Genomic DNA, 18408 nt, shown 5'->3' on the forward strand with positions numbered 1-18408 from the left:
CAAAATTACTCTTCACGGGCCGTAACCTCGGGGCTTGAAGGGGGGCCGCCATATTCGGGCTTGAGCTTGCCGTCGGCGGTCAGCAGCCAGGCGTCCATCACTTGACGCACCACCGGGGCCGCGACGCCGGAGCCGGACTCGCCGTTCTCCACCATCACCGCCACTACGATTTTCGGGTCATCGGCGGGGGCAAAACCGACAAACAAGGCGTGGTCGCGGTGGCGTTCCTGAACCTTGGAGCGGTCGTACTTTTCACCCTGCTTGATCGCGACCACCTGGGCGGTACCACTCTTGCCGGCGATACGGTACTGCGCACCGATCGCCGCCTTGCGTGCGGTGCCACGGGCGCCGTGCATGACCTGCTGCATACCGTGATTGACCTTGTTCCAGTCGGACGGGTCGCGCAGCACGATGTCGGGGATCGGGTTCTCATCCAGCGGTTTCTCGCCCTCGATGGTCCGGGCCAGGTGCGGACGGTTCCAGATGCCCTTGTTCGCCACCAGCGCCGTCGCCTGGGCCAGTTGCAGCGGGGTGGCCTGCATATAACCCTGGCCAATGCCGAGGATCAGGGTTTCGCCGGGGAACCACGCCTGGCGGCGCGTCGCCCGCTTCCACTCCCGCGACGGCATCAGGCCTGGGGATTCTTCGAACATGTCCAGGGAGACTTTCTGACCGAGGCCGAACTTGCCCATGTAGGTCGACAAGCGATCGATACCCAACTTGTGGGCCAGGTCATAAAAATAGGTGTCGTTGGAGCGCATGATCGCGGTATCCAGGTCGACATAGCCGTCACCGGTGCGGTTCCAGTTACGGTATTTGTGATCGTAGTTGGGCAGCATGTAGTAGCCGGGGTCATAGACCCGACTCGACGCCGTGACCACGCCCGAATCCAGGCCGGCAATCGCCACGGCCGGCTTGATGGTCGAACCCGGCGGGTAGAGGCCGCGCAACACGCGGTTGAACAGCGGCCGGTCGATGGAATCGCGCAGCTCGGCGTAGGCCCTGAAGCTGATGCCGGTCACGAACAGGTTGGGGTCGAAACTCGGCTGGCTGACCATGGCCAGCACTTCGCCAGTCTTCGGGTCCAGCGCCACCACCGCACCACGACGACCGCCCAGCGCCATTTCGGCGGCTTCCTGCAGCTTGATGTCCAGGCTCAGCACGATGTCTTTGCCCGGCAACGGATCAGTGCGCTTGAGCACGCGCAACACGCGGCCGCGGGCGTTGGTCTCGACCTCTTCGTAACCCACCTGGCCGTGCAGCTCGGGCTCGTAGAAACGCTCGATGCCGGTTTTGCCAATGTGATGGGTGCCGCTGTAATTGACCGGATCGAGGGTTTTCAGCTCTTTCTCGTTGATGCGCCCCATATAGCCGACCGAGTGCGCAAAGTGCGGCCCCTGGGGGTAATGCCGCACCAACTGCGCCACCACCTCCACGCCCGGCAAGCGGAACTGGTTCACCGCGATCCGTGCGATCTGCTCTTCGTTCAGCTCGAACAGAATCGGCACTGGCTCGAAAGGCCGGCGCCCCTGCTTCATGCGCTTCTCGAAGATGACTCGGTCTTCCGGCGTCAACTGCAGCACTTCGACGATCACATCGAGCACCTGTTGCCAGTCGCCGGAACGCTCGCGGGTCATGCTCAGGCTGAAGCTGGGCCGGTTATCCGCCACCACCACGCCATTGCGGTCGAAAATCAGCCCACGGGTCGGCGGGATCGGCTGCACATGCACCCGATTGTTTTCCGACAAGGTGGAGTGATATTCGTACTGGATGACCTGCAGGTAATACAGGCGCGCGATCAGCACCCCGATCAGCGCCACCACCATGATCGCGCCAAATACCACGCGCGCACGTACCAGACGTGCGTCTTTCTCGTGGTCCTTGATGCGGATCGGCTGGGTCATCGGGAATGGCGCAGATTATTTGTGATAAGGATGCCCGGACAGAACTGTCCAGGCGCGATACAGCTGTTCACCGATCAGAATCCTTACCAACGGGTGCGGCAGCGTGAGCGCCGACAGCGACCAGCGCTGATCGGCCCGCGCACAGACTTCCGGCGCCAGCCCTTCGGGGCCGCCGACCATGAAGTTGACGGTGCGCGAATCCAGGCGCCAGCGGTCCAGTTCCACCGCCAACTGCTCGGTGCTCCAGGGCTTGCCGTGCACTTCGAGCGTAACGATGCGCTCGTTGGGCCCGACCTTGGCCAACATGGCTTCGCCTTCCTGACGGATAAAGCGCGCCACGTCGGCATTCTTGCCCCGGGTGTTGAGCGGTATTTCCACCAGCTCCAGCGACAGCTCGGCAGGCAGACGCTTGGCGTACTCGTGCCAGCCCTCTTCCACCCACTTGGGCATGCGTGAACCGACAGCGATCAGACGCAGGCGCACAGCCGTTCCTTATTCCTGGTCTTTGTTGAGCTTGTCGAAGTGCGCGTGGCCCACTTCCGGGCTGTGGTGCTTGCCATCGGCGGCACGGCTCTGCTCGGCGCCTTTCCACAGACGCTCCAGGTCATAGAACTGGCGGGCGTTGGAGGTCATCATGTGAACGATCACGTCGTCCATGTCCAGCAGTACCCAGTCGCTGTCGCCCTTGCCTTCTTCACCCAGTGGCTTCACGCCCTGGGCTTTGACCGCTTCGCGAACCTTGTCCAGCATCGCGCCGATCTGGCGGTTGGAGGTACCGGTGGCGATGATCATGAAGTCGGTGATGCTCTGCTTGTCGCGCACGTCGAGCACCTGGATGTCCTGGGCTTTCACGTCTTCCAGGGCAGCCACGGCAACTTTTACCAGCTCTTCGCCAGCCAGTTCCGGGCCAACGTGGGCTTCTACCGGCAGCGGCGCGCTCTTAAAGGTACCTTTGCGCTTAACTTTGCTTACGTCTTTGTTCGTCATATAAAACTCGTTTTGCTCGTATGTTCGGGCGCTCGCTGCACGACGGTGCGTAGCGACAAGCGCGCCTTTTCAGTTCGACGCACGGTAAAGTCCGTGCGCATCGATGTAGGCCAGGACCGCGTCAGGCACCAGGAAACGTACCGACTTACCGCTGGCCAGCAGTTGACGGATCTGGGTGGCGGACACCGCAAGCGGGGTCTGCCAGACGAATGCAATATTCCCGTTCGGCCCGGTCAGGGCCAAGGGGTCACTTACCGACCGCGCAGCCAGCAGGTTGCGCAAGGCATCCGGCGGTTCGCTGTCGGCATCCGGGCGTTGCAGAACCAGGATGTGGCAATGCTGGAGGAGTTCCTCCCAGCGATGCCAAGAGGGCAGGCCGCAAAATGCGTCCCAGCCCAAAAGCAGAAACAACTGGTCATCGGCGGCCAACTCGGCGCGCATCAGTTCCAGGGTGTCGACAGTGTAGGACGGTTTATCGCGCTTGAGCTCGCGATCGTCCACCACCAACGGCGATATACCCTCCACGGCAACGCGCACCATTTCCAGGCGCTGCTGCGCTGACACCTGCGGCGTATCGCGATGGGGCGGCCGGAAATTGGGCATCAGGCGCAATTCATCCAGCGCCAGGGCATCCGCGACTTCCAGGGCACTGCGTAAATGGCCGATGTGCACGGGGTCGAAAGTACCGCCGAGCAGCCCGATGCGTTTAGCCATCAAGTGCGCACGTGACCGTCGCCGAACACCACGTACTTCTCGCTGGTCAGGCCTTCCAGGCCAACCGGGCCACGGGCATGGAGCTTATCGGTGGAGATGCCGATTTCCGCCCCCAGGCCGTACTCGAAGCCATCGGCAAAGCGCGTCGAGGCGTTGACCATCACCGAAGCGGAGTCCACTTCATTGAGGAAACGCCGGGCATCGCTGAAATGCTCGGAGACGATGGCATCGGTGTGCTTGGAGCCGTATTTATTGATGTGCTCAATGGCCTGATCCAGGTCGTCGACCATGCGGATCGACAGGATCGGCGCCGTGTACTCGGTGTACCAGTCCTGCTCGGTCGCCTCGATCACATCCGCGCCCAGCAACGCGCGGGTACGCTCGCAACCACGCAGTTCCACGCCCTTGTCGCGATAAATGGCGGCCAGCGGCGGCAGCACGCGCTCGGCGATGCCGGCGTGCACCAACAGGGTTTCCATGGTGTTGCACGGCGCGTAGCGGTGGGTCTTGGCGTTGTCGGCGATGCGGATCGCCTTGTCGAGGTCGGCGGCGATGTCGATGTAGACGTGGCACACGCCGTCCAGGTGCTTGATCACCGGCACCTTGGCGTCGCGGCTGACGCGCTCGATCAGGCTCTTGCCACCGCGCGGCACGATCACGTCGACAAATTCCGGCATGGTGATCAACGCGCCGACCGCCGCGCGGTCAGTGGTTTCCACTACTTGCACCACCTCGGCGGGCAACTCGGCCACGGCCAGGCCCTGCTGAATGCAGGCAGCGATGGCACGGTTGGAGTTGATGGCCTCGGAACCGCCGCGCAGGATGGTGGCATTGCCCGACTTGAGGCACAGGCTCGCGGCGTCGATGGTCACGTTCGGGCGTGACTCATAGATGATGCCGATCACGCCCAGGGGCACGCGCATCTTGCCGACCTGGATGCCGGATGGCAGGTAACGCATATCGCGGATTTCACCGATGGGGTCAGGCAGCTTGGCCACCTGACGCAAGCCTTCGATCATGTCGTCGATACGCGCCGGGGTCAGCGCCAGGCGATCCAGCAGGGCCGGCTCCAGGCCATTGGCGCGGCCGTTGGCCAAGTCCTGTTCGTTGGCGGCGGCGAGCGCTGGGCGCGAAGCATCCAGCGCGTCGGCGGCGGCCAACAACGCGCGATTCTTCTGCGCAGTGCTCGCACGGGCGATCAACCGCGAGGCCTGACGGGCAGCGCGACCCAGGCGGGTCATGTAGTCAAGAACGGACTCAGTCATGGGTCAGGTAGTCTTGGCAAAGAGGAAAGCGGCAGATTATAGCTGTGACGCCGCCCGACTGACAGCGGTGAGGGGCGGATGGTCGAAATGAACTGTAAAAACCTGGGGTTCAGCAGTAATTAAGGTGGGAGTTGTTATGATTCCGTCACATTTAGCCGTAATTACCTTGAACGTTATGCTCACAATGACGCCCGAACTCCCTGCCAGCGCCCTTCCCGACAGCTTCTTCGACCGCGACGCACAGTTGCTCGCGCAAGAACTGCTCGGAAAAGTCATCCGTCATCGTGTCGGCGGAATTTGGCTTTCAGCCCGAATTATTGAAACCGAAGCCTATTACGTGGCCGAAAAAGGCAGCCACGCCTCACTCGGCTACACAGAAAAGCGTAAGGCTTTGTTTCTGGATGGCGGGCATATCTATATGTATTACGCCCGTGGCGGTGATTCGCTGAATTTCAGCGCCCATGGCCCGGGCAATGCCGTACTGATCAAATCGGCGTATCCCTGGGTCGATGAAATTTCCGGCCCGGCGAGCCTGGCGCAAATGCTGTTGAACAACCCGAACCCCGACGGCAGCCCGCGCGCCGCGCAGAAACTCTGTGCAGGCCAGACGCTGCTGTGCAAGGCGCTGGGCCTGAAGGTGCCGATGTGGGATGCCAAGCGCTTCGATCAGGAACTGTTGTATGTGGAAGACGTAGGCCAGGTACCCACGCAAATCATCCAGACCACACGACTGGGCATCCCCAGCGGGCGCGATGAGCATTTGATGTACCGTTTCGTCGATGCTGGCTATGCGCCTTATTGCACACGGAACCCGCTGCGGCGGGGACAGGTCGAAGGCCGCGATTATTTTTTGATTTGATGCTCCATGTGGGAGGGGGCTTGCTCCCGATAGCGGTGTGTCAGTCAGACCATCTGATACTGACCCACCGTCATCGGGAGCAAGCCCCCTCCCACAGTTGATCATCAGCGTTTCAGATTACGTATGGAGTGGAGTGTATGGGCCATTGGCTCGATAGCATTACCGGCTGGCTGACCCTGAACCCACAATGGCTGGCGGCGGCGGTGTTTATCGTTGCGTGCGTGGAATGCCTGGCTATCGCCGGACTGATCGTGCCAGGTACGGTGCTGCTGTTCGCGATTGCCGCGCTGGCCGGCAGCGGCGCGCTGTCGTTGAGCGAAACCCTGCTGCTGGGATTCCTCGGCGGCTTATTGGGCGATGGGGTTTCCTACTACCTGGGCCGGCATTTCCACCAGAACATCCGGCGCCTGCCCGGCCTTCGTCAGCATCCCGAGTGGATGAATGGCGCCGAAACCTACTTCCATAAGTACGGCATCGCCAGCCTGCTGGTCGGACGCTTCATCGGCCCGCTGCGCCCCATGCTGCCGATGGTGGCCGGCATGTGCGACATGCCGTTCCCGCGCTTTGCGGCCGTGAGCGTTATCGCGGCAGCGGGTTGGTCGGTGGCTTATCTGCTGCCGGGATGGGCCGCTGGCGCTGCGTTCCGCCTGCCACTGCCGGAAGGTTTCTGGCCGGAAGCGGCCATTGTCGCGGCCTGCCTGGCGGTGCTGCTGGGGTTGAGTTTGAACAGCAGCCTGCGCGGTCATCGTCGCGCTACCCTGTGGATTGGTTGCGCCAGCCTGACCTTGCTGGTCGCGCTGTTCATCGGCTACCCGCACCTCAACCATTTCGACCAGGGCCTGAGTGCCCTTGTGCAGGAACATCGCAGCCCGTGGCTTGACGAAGTGATGGTGCGCATCACCCAGCTGGGCGAGTTCAAGAAAATGTTCGTGGCCAGCGCGGTGTTCACCGGCCTGCTGTTACTGGCGCGACAGTGGCGTCATGCCCTATTCGTTGGCGCCACACTGGCGGGAGCCGCCGTGATCAACACCGGCACCAAGCTCTTCTTTGCCCGTGGCCGCCCGGAAATCCTCACCGAACCGCTCACCAGCTTCAGCATGCCCAGCGGCCATGCCTCCGGCGCGTTTGCGTTCTTCCTGGCCCTGGCGGTACTGGCCGGGCGCGGCCAACCCACGCGGTTACGACTTACCTGGCTGCTACTGGGCTGCATACCCGCCGCGTTCATTGCCTTGTCGCGGGTGTACCTGGGTGCTCACTGGCCCACGGACATCCTGGCCGGCACGCTGCTGGCGATGACCGTCTGCGCGTTCAGCCTCAGCCTCAGTCAGTACCGCAGCCCCTTGCCCGCGATGACGCAAAAAGCCTGGTGGCTGGTGTTGCCCGCCTTGGTGGCCGTGCTCGGTTTTATCGCCCTTACCGGCACCTCGCACGCGTTGCTCAGGTACGCCTATTGAGCGTCGGCCGGGATTTCAGGTGAACAACTCACCTTGCAACTCATCCAGCAGCATCTGGATCGCATCCAGCCGCTGCTGCGGATCGTCGAGTTGCAACAGGTCGAGCTTGTCGGCCTCGGTGAACGGCAGCAGATACGCCAGCTGATTAGCCAGGGCCTGCTGGCCCTCGGCACGAGCGTCCATATCCAGCGAAGCGACCATCGGGTGCTCCGCCAATGCCTGCAGCAGCGCCAGCAGGTCGGCATCTTCTTCTTCCAGCGGCTGGTCCGGCAGCTCTTCGAGCCACTGCACCTCGGCCACCAGCAACTGGTCCTTGTGCACCTGGGCGTCACGTACGCGGAAACGCCGTCCGCCTTCGACACGAATGCCCAGCAGGCCGTTGTCCTGTTGCTTGAAGTCGCGAATCAGCGCCTCACAGCCAATCAGCGCATAGCCGTCCGGGGCCAGGCCGACTTCCTTGCCGTCAAGGATGCACACCACGCCGAAGCTTTCGCCCTTTTTCATGCAGCGGCTGATCATGTCCAGGTAGCGCGCCTCGAACAGTTGCAAATCGAGGGTGCAGCCAGGGAACAGCACAGTGTTGAGCGGGAACAGCGCCAGACTCATAAAGGTTTCCTTAAACCCGGTTCAAACGATCACCGACACGGCCAGCGGCAGGAACACCGCCGTGGCCACGCCCATCAGACTCATCGCCAGCGCCGCGAAGGCGCCGCATTCTTCACTTTCCTGCAGGGCCACCGAGGTGCCGACGGCGTGGGCCGTCATACCCAGGGCCATGCCGCGTGCTTCGGGGCTGTGCACGCCCAGGCGCGACAGGAGCGACGGGCCGATCATGGCGCCGACCACCCCGGTGATCAACACGAACACCGCAGCCAATGCCGCCACGCCACCGATCTGCTCGGCCACCAGCATGGCAATCGGCGACGTCACCGACTTGGGCGCCATGGTCATCAGCACCCTGTGTTCAGCGCCGAACCACCAGCCCAACACCACGCACAGGCCGGTGGCCAACACCCCACCTATCACCAGCGTAGTAAAAATCGGCCAGAACAATTGGCGAATCCGGCGCAGGTTCAGATACAGCGGCACCGCCAGGGCTACCGTCGCCGGGCCCAGCAGAATGCCCATGATCTCGGTGCTTTCGCGGTATTCGACGTAGCTCAGGCCGCAAGTGAGCAACACACCAATCACCAGCAACATGGAGACCAGCACCGGCTGCAGGAAAATCCAGCGGGTTTTCTCGAAAGCCGCCAGTACCAGTTGATAAGCACCCAGGGTGATGCCGATCCCGAACAGCGGGTGATGAATGACGGCCGTCCAGGCGCCCTGCCAGTCGAACATCATTGGCCCTTCTCCTTGCGCTTGAGCATCTGTTGCATCAGCACGCCGACGACCGCCATGGCGATGATCAGCGACAGCACCAGCGCGCCGACAATGGCCCAGAAGTCTGCAACGATGTCCTTGGCATACACCATCACGCCCACGGCCGGCGGCACCAGCAGCAACGGCAGATACCGCAGCAGGCTGCCGGCCGCCAGGCTCAGCGGCTCGCTGACTTCGCCGCGCCAGATCAGAAAGCCGAGCATCAGCAGCAGGCCGATGATCGGCCCCGGCAATACCGGCAACAGCAGATGATTGATCGCTGTGCCGATCAGTTGAAACAACACCAGCCAGGTCAGGCCACGTAACAGCATCCGCTTTCTCCCCCTTAAAGCTCGCGCGCATTATAAGCACGCCCGCCCTATGCTCCGGCATTCGCCAAAAGCATGTCGTTGACCGGGCCGATTGCCCATGATGATCTACATTGGTTCTCTGTATCCCATACAAAAACCCTCATCAGCGGGGGATAAAAACGATGAAACCAGGAGAGATGCAATGCCCCAGGTACCCGTAGCGCAGCTCAAAGAGTATGTCGGCAAGGAACTCGGACGTTCCGAGTGGCTCACCATCGACCAGGCGCGCATCAACCTGTTCGCGGAGGCCACCGGCGATCATCAATTCATCCACGTCGACCCGGTCAAGGCGGCGCACACCCCGTTCGGCAGCACCATCGCCCATGGGTTCCTGTCGCTGTCGCTGATGCCCAAGCTGATGGAAGACATCCTGATCATGCCCGAAGGCCTGAAAATGGCGGTCAATTACGGCCTCGACAGCGTGCGCTTTATCCAGCCGGTAAAGGTCGACTCCAAGGTGCGCCTGAACGTCACGCTCACCGATGTCCACGAGAAAAAACCCGGCCAATGGCTGTTCAAGGCCACCGCCACCCTGGAAATCGAAGGCCAGGAGAAACCTGCCTACATCGCCGAGTCGCTGTCACTCTGCTTCGTGTAGGACGCCGCCTGTGGTGAGGCAACAAACCTTGCCACAGTGTATGTAAATTTATGTATGAACCTCGCGGCTGCGGCATACTCGGCGCTCAATTATCCGGATCCCGCTATGCGCCCACTCGCCCCCCTTGCCCTTGCCCTGTTGCTCACCGCGTGCGGAGACGGCGAATCGCTGTTGCCGCCCGACGCGCGCCTGCCCGATGGCGGCCGCTATCGTGGTGATGTGGTCAACGGCTTGCTGCAAGGCCAGGGCCGTGTCGACTACCCCAATGGCAGTTGGTACGCCGGCGAGTTCGATAAGGGCCAATGGCATGGCCAGGGCGAATGGCATGGCAGCAACGGCGAAGTCTACCAAGGCCAATTCAAGCAGGGCCTGTTTGACGGCCAGGGCCGCCTGACCACAGCGGGCAGCAGCTACGTCGGCGGCTTCAAGAACGGTCGACGCAACGGCGAAGGCACCCTCAAAGAGGGGCAGATGACCTACCGCGGCGAATTCAAGGACGACCAGTACTCCGGCCTTGGGCGCCTGGAGCTGGCCGACGGCAGCCAATACCAGGGCCAATTCGCCCACGGCAAGCCCAATGGCGAAGGCCAGCGCAACGACGACAGCGGCAATCAGTTCAGCGGCCACTTCGTCGATGGTCAGCTGGAAGGCAACGGCACGTTCAACAGCGCGGATGGCGATATCTACGTCGGCCAGTTCAAACAGAACCAACTCAACGGCAAGGGCCGCTATGAAAATGCCGACGGCGACGTGTGGATCGGCCAGTTCAAGGAAGGCGCGCTCAGCGGCAAGGGCGAATTGATCGGCGTCGATGGCAGCCACTACGTTGGCCAGTTCATCGATTGGCGCTTCAGCGGCGAAGGTCGCCTGAACCTTACCGATGGCAGCTTCTATATCGGCGGCTTCGACAGCGACAGCTACCAGGGCCGCGGCACGCTGGTGCTCACCGATGGCACGGTTCAGGCCGGCACCTGGGTCAACGGCATGCGCGTGCGCGATGCCGAGGGCAAGCTGCTGCCCGACCCGCTGGAAATCGGCGTATTGGCCCAGGGTCGCTTGCTGGCTGACGCCCTCGCCGCCGTGCCCGCGTCTACGCCTGCCGTCGAGCTGTATACCCTGGCACTGGCCGGTGACGGCAAGCAAAGCGTATTCCTGCGCGAAGCCGATTACGTCAGCAATATGCTCGCCACCCGCTTCGGTGCACATGGGCAGATTCGCCTGGTCAACCACCGCGACCATATCGCCGACCGCCCCATGGCCACCCGCGAAAATCTGCGCCGTGCCGTGCAAACCCTGGCCGAACGCAGCGGGCCGGAAGACCTGGTGTTCATCTATATGACCAGCCACGGCACTCATGAACACGAATTGGTGCTGGACCAGCCGCGCATGGAGCTGGCCGACCTGCCGGCCGACGAGCTGGCCGCTGTGCTCGCGCCGCTGAAAAACCGTGACAAGATCATCGTGATTTCCGCCTGTTACTCCGGCGGATTCATCCCGGCATTGAAGGATGAACGCACGCTGATCATGACCGCCTCGCGCGCGGATCGCGTGTCGTTCGGTTGTTCAGAAGAAGCAGACTTCACCTACTTTGGTGATGCCCTTTTCGCACAAGCTTTCAGCCAAACGGACGATTTGCAACAGGCGTTCAAACTGGCACAACTGCACGTGGCCGAACGCGAACAGGCGGACAATTTCGAAGCCTCCGAACCGCAGATCTGGGCCCCCAAGGGCGTGATCGCCCATTGGCAATTATTACGCAAACAGCAGGCACGAAAGGCGCTCGAAAGCGTCTCAATGAATAGCAAGGAAGCCAAAGGCAACTAAGCTGTAACGTGTAACAAGGGGGAAACACCATGTACCTGACACCGCAGCATATCCTGCTGGCCGGCGCCTCTGGCCTCACCGGCGAACACTTGCTGGACCGCCTGCTCAACGAACCTACCGTGACCCGCGTACTGGCACCCAGCCGCAAACCACTGGCTGAACACCCGCGCCTGGAAAACCCGGTGGGCGACCCGGCAGTGGTCCTGCCACACCTGAGCGGCCAAGTGGATATCGCTTTCTGCTGCCTGGGCACTACGATCAAGAAAGCAGGTTCGGAAGCGGCGTTCCGTGCGGTCGACCTGGATCTGGTGGTGACCTTCGCCAAGCGCGCGCGGGAAATGGGCGCGCGGCACCTGATCGTGATCAGTGCGATTGGCGCCGATCCGAAATCCTCGGTGTTCTACAACCGGGTCAAAGGGGAAATGGAGCAGGCGTTGAGAGCACAGGATTGGCCGCAACTGACGATCGTGCGGCCATCGTTGCTGTTGGGCGATAGACTGGAGCCGCGCCTGGCCGAACAGCTGGCAGGGCCGCTGTCACGCCTGATTCCGGGCAAGTACCACGGCATTGAAGTCTGCGAACTGGCCCGCGCCATGTGGCGCCTGGCGCTGGAAGAGCAGGACGGGGTGCGCGTGGTGGAGTCGGATGAGCTGCGCAAGCTTGGTAAATGAATGTGAAACCACATGATCGTTCCTATGCTCTGCGTGGGAATGCCTCACCGCGACGCTCCGCGTCCGGCCAACCGCTGTACGTTTCAGCTACTGCGCATGTGTGACGCGGAGCGTCACGGGCGGCATTCCCACGCGGGAGCGTGGGGACGATCAATCAGTCACTGATGAGTTGGCTGGCTACCGCCATCGGGAGCAAGCCCCCTCCCACATTTGGTTTTGTGGTGTTGTTGAGGTTTGCGTTATAGGCCACCGGTGGCGTTGAAGCCGACACCCAGCACGGTCAATAACGACAATGGCAACAGCAGCGTGTCGAGCAACGCGCTGGCTGGCAGGTCGACCTGCGGATAGGTTGGCGCCTCGGCGCCGAACCGGTCCTTGGCACAACAGCCTCCATTGATCGCATACAGGTCCAACCGCGTGCCGGCATACACCACCGGCGCGCCAGGTTGCGCGGCATCCAGCGTGCGAGCGGTGGCGCAGCCCGCCAATAGCAGCGCCAGCACGACCAGCAGCGCCTTATTCATCGCCGCTCAAGTGATGCTCGCCCCAGCGTGGCAGCATGTCTTGCGGGATATTAAGCAAGTTGAGAATGCGCGCCACCACAAAATCCACCAGGTCGTCGATGGTCTGCGGCTGATGATAGAAGCCGGGCGATGCGGGCAATATGGTCACGCCCATGTTCGACAACTTGAGCATGTGCTCCAGATGGATGCTCGAATAGGGCGCTTCACGCGGCACCAGGATCAACTGCCGGCGTTCCTTCAAGGTCACGTCCGCCGCGCGCTCGATCAAATTATTACAGGCGCCCGTGGCAATCGCCGACAGCGTGCCGGTGGAACAGGGCACCACCACCATCGCCGCCGGCGCACCGGAGCCGGAAGCGACCGGCGACATCCAGTCCTCTTTGCCATAGACCTTGATCTGCCCCGCCGCCGCGCCGGTGTATTCGGTGAGGAAGGCCTGCATCATCTGCACCTTGGCCGGTAATGCGACATCGGTTTCAGTCGCCATCACCAACTGCGCCGCCTTGGAGATCAGAAAATGCACCTCACGGTCTTCACGCACCAGGCAATCAAGCAAACGCAGGCCATAAGGCGCACCGGAGGCGCCGGTCATCGCCAGGGTGACGCGTTCCGGGCCGCTCACTTGAGCGCCTCGGCCAGCTTGCCGTGCAGGCCGCCGAAGCCGCCGTTGCTCATGATCACCACATGGGTGCCTGGCTTGGCCAGGTGCTTGACGTGCTCGATGATGCCCTCCAACGAGTCACAGACGGTCGAAGGCACACTGCACCGCGCGGCGATCGCCGGCAAGTCCCAGCCCAGGTTGGCCGGTGCATACCAGACCGCCTGGTCGGCGTCATTGACGCTTTCCGGCAGGCCATCACGGTGTGCCCCCAGCTTCATGGAGTTGGAGCGCGGCTCGACGACAGCAATAATCTGCGCATCACCGACGCGTTTGCGCAGGCCGTCCAACGTCGTAGCAATCGCCGTGGGGTGGTGGGCAAAGTCATCGTAGATGGTAATCCCATTCACATCGGCGACCTTTTCCATGCGCCGCTTCACGCTCTTGAATGCACTCAATGCCGCGATACCCATGGAAGGCACCACCCCCACATGCCGCGCAGCCGCCAGGGTGACCAAGGCGTTGGCGACGTTATGCTGGCCGGTCATGTCCCACTCGACGGTGCCTTGGGCCGCGCCTTCGAACAGCACTTCAAACCTGGAACCGTCATCACTGAGCAATCTGACCTGCCACTGCCCGCCCGCGCCGGTGGTTTGCACCGGAGTCCAGCAGCCCATCTCGATCACGCGCTGCAACGCCGGTTCGGTGGTCGGGTGAATCACCAGCCCTTCACTTGGAATGGTACGCACCAGGTGGTGGAACTGCCGCTCGATGGCCGGCAGATCCGGGAAGATGTCGGCATGATCGAATTCAAGGTTGTTCAGGATCGCCGTGCGCGGACGGTAGTGGACGAACTTGGAGCGCTTGTCGAAGAACGCACTGTCGTACTCGTCGGCCTCGATCACGAAGAACGGCGTCTCCCCCAGGCGCGCCGACACCGAGAAGTTCTGCGGCACACCGCCAATCAGGAAACCCGGGCTCATGCCCGCATGCTCCAGCACCCAGGCCAACATACTGCTGGTGGTGGTTTTGCCATGGGTGCCGGCAACCGCAAGCACCCAGCGCCCTTGCAGCACATGGTCGGCCAGCCACTGGGGGCCGGAGACATACGGCAAGCCTTTATTAAGGACATACTCGACCGCAGGGTTACCGCGGGACATGGCGTTGCCGATCACCACCAGATCGGGGACCGGGTCAAACTGCGCCGGGTCGTAGCCTTGAGTCAGCTCAATGCCCTGAGCTTGTAGCTGGGTGCTCATGGGCGGATAAACATTGGCATCGGAGCCAGTAACGTGATGGCCCAGCTCTTTGGCAAGTACCGCCATCGAGCCCATGAACGTGCCGCAGATACCCAGAATATGAATGTGCATAGTTGACCTCGTAAATCATCGAGGCAGGTTAGCGCAGGGAGTAGGAAATGGCACTCTTTAGGTCACTCGGCCAAGTGCGCTGGCAGTGGGCAGGCCTGTGAAGCAACCCATGGACTTCATGGTGAACTGCATTTTTCACGGCTAAACGACCAAACTGCGTGAAATTTCATACTTTCGCAACTTTCGGTAAAGCGTATTACGGCTCACCCCTAACTGCTGCGCCGTATGGCTCATGTGCCAGCGTTGCTGCTCCAGCGTTGCCAGCAAAGCCGCCCGCTCGGCGTCGTCCAGGGGCGAACGTGCAGGGCTCGGTTCACTCGATTGCGCGCGAGCCTGGCGGATGATTGCAGGTAAATCCTCAAGCCCGATCAGGCTTGTGTCGCACAGCGCGACCAGCGTGCGCAACACCGTACGCAGCTGTCGGATATTGCCCGGCCACGCGTACGCCAACAGAACTTCACGCGCTGCAGGCGTCAGGCCAACAGCCTGCTTACCCGCCTCCTGCGCCAGCAGGAAGTCCAGCAGTTGCGACTTGTCACTGCGCTCACGCAACGCCGGAAGGGCGACTTCCAGGCCGTTCAAGCGGTAATACAAATCCTCGCGAAAGCTGCCGTCCTGCACGCGCTCAAGCAAATTTCGGTGGGTGGCGCTGATAATTCGCACGTTCACCGCCTGGGGCTCACCGCCGATGGGCACCACCAGGCGGTCCTCCAGCACTCTTAACAAACGGGTTTGCAGCGCCACAGGCATATCGCCGATTTCATCCAGAAACAACGTACCGCCATCGGCTTGTTGCAGCTTGCCGCGCATGCCTTCCTTCAGCGCTCCGGTGAAACTGCCACCGCGATAGCCAAACAGCTCACTTTCGATCAGGTTTTCCGGGATGGCCGCACAGTTGAGCGCGACAAAGGCTTTATCGGAACGCTGGCTGGCCTGGTGCACCGCCTTGGCGAACGCTTCTTTCCCGCATCCGGTTTCACCGTTGATAAGCAGTGGCACATCGCGCTCGAACACCCGCAGCGCCTTGCGCATTTCGTCTTGCAGCGCCGGGTCGCCCAGGCAAATCCCCGATGGCCGTGGCGATGCTGGTCGGGTAACCGGCGTGGGCACACGGCGCGGCTGGCCTCTCAATGCCGCAAACAGGCTGCGCCCCTCACGGGTACGCAATGGCCAACTGGCGGTCGCACTGGCGCTGGCGCGGCTCAGCAGTTGGTCCAGCGAACAATCGAAAAATGCCTCCACCGGCTGCCCCAGCAAACCGCTACGCGTGCATGCGAGCAGGTTGAGCGCGCTCTGGTTGGCCGCGCAAATGCGCCCCTCACCGTCGAACGCCAGCAGCCCTTCACTGAACAGGCCCACGGACTCGGCTTGCAGGTGAAAACGCAGTAGCCAATGGTGCTCGAAGTGGCGCAGGAAATAGCAACTCTCGATCATCTTCGCCGAGAGATTGACCAGCGCCATGGTGTGGAATTGGCTCTGGCGCGACACTGCTTCCCGAGCCGACGACACGTCCAGCACCGCCAGCAGTTCACCGTGAGGATCGAACACCGGGCTCGCCGAGCAGGTCAGCCCCGTGTGACGGCCGCGAAAGTGTTCGTCGCGATGAATCGTCACGGACTGGCGCTCAACCAGGCACGTCCCGATGCCATTGGTGCCTTCGCGAGCCTCACTCCAATCGGCGCCCAGCCATAACCCGGCGTGCTCGAAAATCTTGCGCTCGGACGGCGCGGTGACGCAGTTGAGGATCACGCCGCGCGCGTCAGTGAGCAGCACCGCGTGGCCAGCGCCGGAGAGCTGTTGATGCAGGCTGTCCATCTCGTTGCCGGCGATGTGCAGCACCTGCTGCAGGCGTTCGCGACTTTCCAGCAGGCGACCCTGTTCGAGCACAGTAGGGGCGATGGTTTGCGCGGGATCGAGGTGGTAGTCCTCCAGGCAGCGCAGCCAGGAGCGGGCAATGGACGGATCGCTGCCGGGGCCTTGGGAGCGTTCATGCCCTCGTGTGACGGTCAAGACTTGCTGGGCATGGCGACTGAACTGATCGTTGTGCATGTTCTTATTATTCTCCCTGCGTGAGAACGCCCAGCATCCTCCAGGCACCCAGCCATTGCAATCCCGTCCCGACCCGCCGGTCACAGGCTGTATCGTTATGGCACACACTGTCACCCCGCCTGTACCGACGGGGTGACAGCAACGCCCGGTAAAAATAATAACCCTTTGATTTCCCTGGCCTGCAACGCAGTGGCCCAACCCTTGCTCTACGCTTTACTACGCGCTTGCCGCGCTGTACTCCAATAAACATAAAAGCAGGAGATGCCCACCATGCGTTATGCACACCCCGGTACTGAAGGCGCCATCGTTTCGTTCAAGGCCAAGTACGGCAACTACATCGGTGGAGAATTCGTTGCCCCGGTCGATGGCAATTACTTCACCAATACGTCGCCGGTCAACGGCAAGCCCATCGCCGAATTCCCGCGCTCTACTGCCAAAGACATCGACAAAGCCCTGGACGCCGCCCACGCCGCCGCTGACGCCTGGGGCAAGACCTCGGCCCAGGACCGCTCGCTGGTCTTGCTGAAAATCGCCGACCGCATCGAACAGAACCTCGAACTGCTGGCCGTCACCGAAACCTGGGACAACGGCAAGGCCGTGCGCGAAACCCTCAACGCCGACATCCCGCTGGCCGCCGACCATTTCCGCTACTTCGCCGGCTGCATACGCGCCCAGGAAGGCAGCAGCGCCGAAATCAACGAACTCACCGCCGCCTATCATTTCCATGAGCCGCTGGGCGTGGTCGGCCAGATCATTCCGTGGAACTTCCCCCTGCTGATGGCCGCCTGGAAGCTCGCCCCGGCCCTGGCCGCCGGTAACTGCGTGGTGCTCAAGCCTGCCGAGCAGACGCCGCTGGGCATCAACGTGCTGATGGAGCTGATCGGCGACCTGCTGCCGCCCGGCGTACTCAACGTCGTGCACGGTTTCGGCAAAGAAGCCGGCGAAGCCCTGGCCACCAGCAAGCGCATCGCCAAGATCGCCTTCACCGGCTCCACCCCGGTGGGTTCGCACATCATGCATGCGGCGGCCGAGAACATCATTCCGTCCACCGTCGAACTGGGTGGCAAGTCGCCGAACATCTTCTTCGCCGACATCATGAAAGCCGAACCGCAATTCATCGAAAAGGCCGCCGAAGGCCTGGTGCTGGCGTTCTTCAACCAAGGCGAAGTGTGCACCTGCCCATCGCGCGCGCTGGTAGAAGAGTCGATCTATGAAGACTTCATGGAAGTGGTGATGAAAAAGGTCGAGTCGATCAAGCGCGGCGATCCGCTGGACACCGACACTATGGTCGGCGCCCAAGCGTCGGAGCAGCAGTTCGACAAGATTCTGTCCTACCTGGAAATCGCCAAGGGCGAAGGGGCGCAACTGCTCACCGGCGGCAAGGTGGAGAAGCTCAGCGGCGACCTGGCCACCGGCTATTACATCCAGCCGACCCTGCTCAAGGGCACCAACGAAATGCGCGTGTTCCAGGAGGAAATCTTCGGCCCAGTGGTAAGCATCACCACCTTCAAGGACGAAGCCGAAGCCCTGGCCATTGCCAACGACACCGAGTTCGGCCTGGGCGCCGGCCTGTGGACCCGCGACATCAACCGCGCCTACCGCATGGGCCGTGCGATCAAGGCCGGCCGCGTGTGGACCAACTGCTACCACCTGTACCCGGCGCACGCCGCGTTTGGCGGTTACAAGAAATCCGGTGTGGGGCGTGAGACGCACAAGATGATGTTGGACCATTACCAGCAGACCAAGAACTTGCTGGTGAGCTACGACATTAATCCGTTGGGTTTCTTCTAACCCACAACACCCTCCCACACTTGCAATGCAATCAAAGGTGGGAGGGGGCTTGCTCCCGATAGCGGTG

General features: G+C 61.9%; 18 protein-coding genes. 6 read left to right on the forward strand and 12 right to left on the reverse strand.

What is annotated here, in order from left to right:
* Positions 1-5 precede the first annotated feature (5 nt).
* From mrdA to C4J89_RS23340, 5 genes are all read right to left on the reverse strand, one after another.
* Positions 6-1904, reverse strand: coding sequence for a penicillin-binding protein 2 (gene mrdA, locus C4J89_RS23320; RefSeq protein ID WP_124364556.1), 1899 nt, complete (start codon positions 1902-1904; stop codon positions 6-8).
* A 15-nt stretch (positions 1905-1919) separates the two neighbouring features.
* Positions 1920-2387 carry a 23S rRNA (pseudouridine(1915)-N(3))-methyltransferase RlmH gene (gene rlmH / locus C4J89_RS23325; RefSeq protein WP_003176297.1) on the reverse strand — a complete coding sequence of 156 codons (468 nt, stop codon included), beginning with the start codon at positions 2385-2387 and terminating at the stop codon, positions 1920-1922.
* Between the two features lie 9 nt (positions 2388-2396).
* Complete coding sequence (gene rsfS, locus C4J89_RS23330) at positions 2397-2891, reverse strand: ribosome silencing factor (protein WP_003176298.1); 495 nt, start codon at positions 2889-2891, stop codon at positions 2397-2399.
* A gap of 69 nt (positions 2892-2960) precedes the next feature.
* Complete coding sequence (gene nadD, locus C4J89_RS23335) at positions 2961-3605, reverse strand: nicotinate-nucleotide adenylyltransferase (protein ID WP_124368480.1); 645 nt, start codon at positions 3603-3605, stop codon at positions 2961-2963.
* The gene (locus C4J89_RS23340) at positions 3605-4870 is read right to left on the reverse strand and encodes a glutamate-5-semialdehyde dehydrogenase (protein WP_124364558.1); all 1266 of its coding nucleotides are present in this window, start codon (positions 4868-4870) and stop codon (positions 3605-3607) included. Before C4J89_RS23340 ends, nadD begins: the two co-directional genes overlap by 1 nt.
* A gap of 175 nt (positions 4871-5045) precedes the next feature.
* On the opposite strand from C4J89_RS23340, the gene C4J89_RS23345 reads away from it, so the two are divergent.
* Entirely contained in the window at positions 5046-5729 is a 684-nt protein-coding gene (locus C4J89_RS23345; RefSeq protein WP_124415681.1) for a DNA-3-methyladenine glycosylase, read from the forward strand.
* A 137-nt stretch (positions 5730-5866) separates the two neighbouring features.
* Positions 5867-7183 carry a bifunctional DedA family/phosphatase PAP2 family protein gene (locus C4J89_RS23350; protein ID WP_124364560.1) on the forward strand — a complete coding sequence of 439 codons (1317 nt, stop codon included), beginning with the start codon at positions 5867-5869 and terminating at the stop codon, positions 7181-7183.
* A 15-nt stretch (positions 7184-7198) separates the two neighbouring features.
* On the opposite strand, the gene C4J89_RS23355 is transcribed toward C4J89_RS23350, so the two are convergent.
* Genes C4J89_RS23355 through C4J89_RS23365 form a run of 3 tightly spaced genes read right to left on the reverse strand, consistent with a single transcriptional unit; the run spans position 7199 to position 8877 of the window.
* Entirely contained in the window at positions 7199-7789 is a 591-nt protein-coding gene (locus C4J89_RS23355) for an LON peptidase substrate-binding domain-containing protein (protein ID WP_124415682.1), read from the reverse strand.
* A 21-nt stretch (positions 7790-7810) separates the two neighbouring features.
* On the reverse strand, positions 7811-8527 hold the full coding sequence (locus C4J89_RS23360; RefSeq protein WP_124364562.1) for an LrgB family protein: 717 nt from the start codon (positions 8525-8527) through the stop codon (positions 7811-7813).
* On the reverse strand, positions 8524-8877 hold the full coding sequence (locus C4J89_RS23365) for a CidA/LrgA family protein (RefSeq protein ID WP_124415683.1): 354 nt from the start codon (positions 8875-8877) through the stop codon (positions 8524-8526). Before C4J89_RS23365 ends, C4J89_RS23360 begins: the two co-directional genes overlap by 4 nt.
* A gap of 181 nt (positions 8878-9058) precedes the next feature.
* Here C4J89_RS23365 and C4J89_RS23370 point away from each other — a divergent pair, with 181 nt between their 5' ends.
* The 3 genes from C4J89_RS23370 to C4J89_RS23380 all read left to right on the forward strand — a co-directional run bounded on the left by C4J89_RS23370 (position 9059) and on the right by C4J89_RS23380 (position 12009).
* Entirely contained in the window at positions 9059-9514 is a 456-nt protein-coding gene (locus tag C4J89_RS23370) for a MaoC family dehydratase (RefSeq protein WP_124371982.1), read from the forward strand.
* A gap of 105 nt (positions 9515-9619) precedes the next feature.
* A complete protein-coding gene (locus C4J89_RS23375; RefSeq protein WP_124364565.1) occupies positions 9620-11338 on the forward strand; it encodes a C13 family peptidase in 1719 nt (572 codons plus the stop codon).
* Between the two features lie 29 nt (positions 11339-11367).
* Positions 11368-12009: an oxidoreductase gene (locus C4J89_RS23380; RefSeq protein WP_124415684.1), complete on the forward strand. Its 642-nt coding sequence runs from the start codon at positions 11368-11370 to the stop codon at positions 12007-12009.
* A gap of 239 nt (positions 12010-12248) precedes the next feature.
* Here the strand turns inward: C4J89_RS23380 and C4J89_RS23385 are convergent, their stop codons facing one another.
* The 4 genes from C4J89_RS23385 to C4J89_RS23400 all read right to left on the reverse strand — a co-directional run bounded on the left by C4J89_RS23385 (position 12249) and on the right by C4J89_RS23400 (position 16550).
* Entirely contained in the window at positions 12249-12533 is a 285-nt protein-coding gene (locus C4J89_RS23385; RefSeq protein ID WP_124415685.1) for a YceK/YidQ family lipoprotein, read from the reverse strand.
* A complete protein-coding gene (ubiX, locus tag C4J89_RS23390) occupies positions 12526-13155 on the reverse strand; it encodes a flavin prenyltransferase UbiX (protein ID WP_124364568.1) in 630 nt (209 codons plus the stop codon). The genes C4J89_RS23385 and ubiX overlap by 8 nt, the downstream gene beginning before the upstream one ends.
* Positions 13152-14501 carry a UDP-N-acetylmuramate:L-alanyl-gamma-D-glutamyl-meso-diaminopimelate ligase gene (mpl, locus tag C4J89_RS23395; protein WP_124415686.1) on the reverse strand — a complete coding sequence of 450 codons (1350 nt, stop codon included), beginning with the start codon at positions 14499-14501 and terminating at the stop codon, positions 13152-13154. The genes ubiX and mpl overlap by 4 nt, the downstream gene beginning before the upstream one ends.
* A gap of 141 nt (positions 14502-14642) precedes the next feature.
* The gene (locus C4J89_RS23400) at positions 14643-16550 is read right to left on the reverse strand and encodes a sigma-54-dependent Fis family transcriptional regulator (RefSeq protein WP_124415687.1); all 1908 of its coding nucleotides are present in this window, start codon (positions 16548-16550) and stop codon (positions 14643-14645) included.
* 270 nt (positions 16551-16820) lie between these two features.
* Here C4J89_RS23400 and C4J89_RS23405 point away from each other — a divergent pair, with 270 nt between their 5' ends.
* Positions 16821-18341, forward strand: a complete 1521-nt coding sequence (locus tag C4J89_RS23405; protein WP_124415688.1) for an aldehyde dehydrogenase family protein — start codon at positions 16821-16823, stop codon at positions 18339-18341.
* Positions 18342-18408: the final 67 nt, after the last annotated feature.

It is taken from the genome of Pseudomonas sp. R4-35-07, assembly GCF_003852235.1.
In the GTDB taxonomy this organism is placed as follows: domain Bacteria; phylum Pseudomonadota; class Gammaproteobacteria; order Pseudomonadales; family Pseudomonadaceae; genus Aquipseudomonas.

Coding starts and splice junctions, on each gene's coding strand:
- mrdA (WP_124364556.1), bottom strand. CDS start 1,904: ATGACCCAGCCGATCCGCATCAAGGACCACGAGAAAGACGCACGTCTG.
- rsfS (WP_003176298.1), bottom strand. CDS start 2,891: ATGACGAACAAAGACGTAAGCAAAGTTAAGCGCAAAGGTACCTTTAAG.
- nadD (WP_124368480.1), bottom strand. CDS start 3,605: ATGGCTAAACGCATCGGGCTGCTCGGCGGTACTTTCGACCCCGTGCAC.
- C4J89_RS23340 (WP_124364558.1), bottom strand. CDS start 4,870: ATGACTGAGTCCGTTCTTGACTACATGACCCGCCTGGGTCGCGCTGCC.
- C4J89_RS23345 (WP_124415681.1), top strand. CDS start 5,046: ATGCTCACAATGACGCCCGAACTCCCTGCCAGCGCCCTTCCCGACAGC.
- C4J89_RS23350 (WP_124364560.1), top strand. CDS start 5,867: ATGGGCCATTGGCTCGATAGCATTACCGGCTGGCTGACCCTGAACCCA.
- C4J89_RS23355 (WP_124415682.1), bottom strand. CDS start 7,789: ATGAGTCTGGCGCTGTTCCCGCTCAACACTGTGCTGTTCCCTGGCTGC.
- C4J89_RS23360 (WP_124364562.1), bottom strand. CDS start 8,527: ATGATGTTCGACTGGCAGGGCGCCTGGACGGCCGTCATTCATCACCCG.
- C4J89_RS23365 (WP_124415683.1), bottom strand. CDS start 8,877: ATGCTGTTACGTGGCCTGACCTGGCTGGTGTTGTTTCAACTGATCGGC.
- C4J89_RS23370 (WP_124371982.1), top strand. CDS start 9,059: ATGCCCCAGGTACCCGTAGCGCAGCTCAAAGAGTATGTCGGCAAGGAA.
- C4J89_RS23375 (WP_124364565.1), top strand. CDS start 9,620: ATGCGCCCACTCGCCCCCCTTGCCCTTGCCCTGTTGCTCACCGCGTGC.
- C4J89_RS23380 (WP_124415684.1), top strand. CDS start 11,368: ATGTACCTGACACCGCAGCATATCCTGCTGGCCGGCGCCTCTGGCCTC.
- C4J89_RS23385 (WP_124415685.1), bottom strand. CDS start 12,533: ATGAATAAGGCGCTGCTGGTCGTGCTGGCGCTGCTATTGGCGGGCTGC.
- mpl (WP_124415686.1), bottom strand. CDS start 14,501: ATGCACATTCATATTCTGGGTATCTGCGGCACGTTCATGGGCTCGATG.
- C4J89_RS23400 (WP_124415687.1), bottom strand. CDS start 16,550: ATGCACAACGATCAGTTCAGTCGCCATGCCCAGCAAGTCTTGACCGTC.
- C4J89_RS23405 (WP_124415688.1), top strand. CDS start 16,821: ATGCGTTATGCACACCCCGGTACTGAAGGCGCCATCGTTTCGTTCAAG.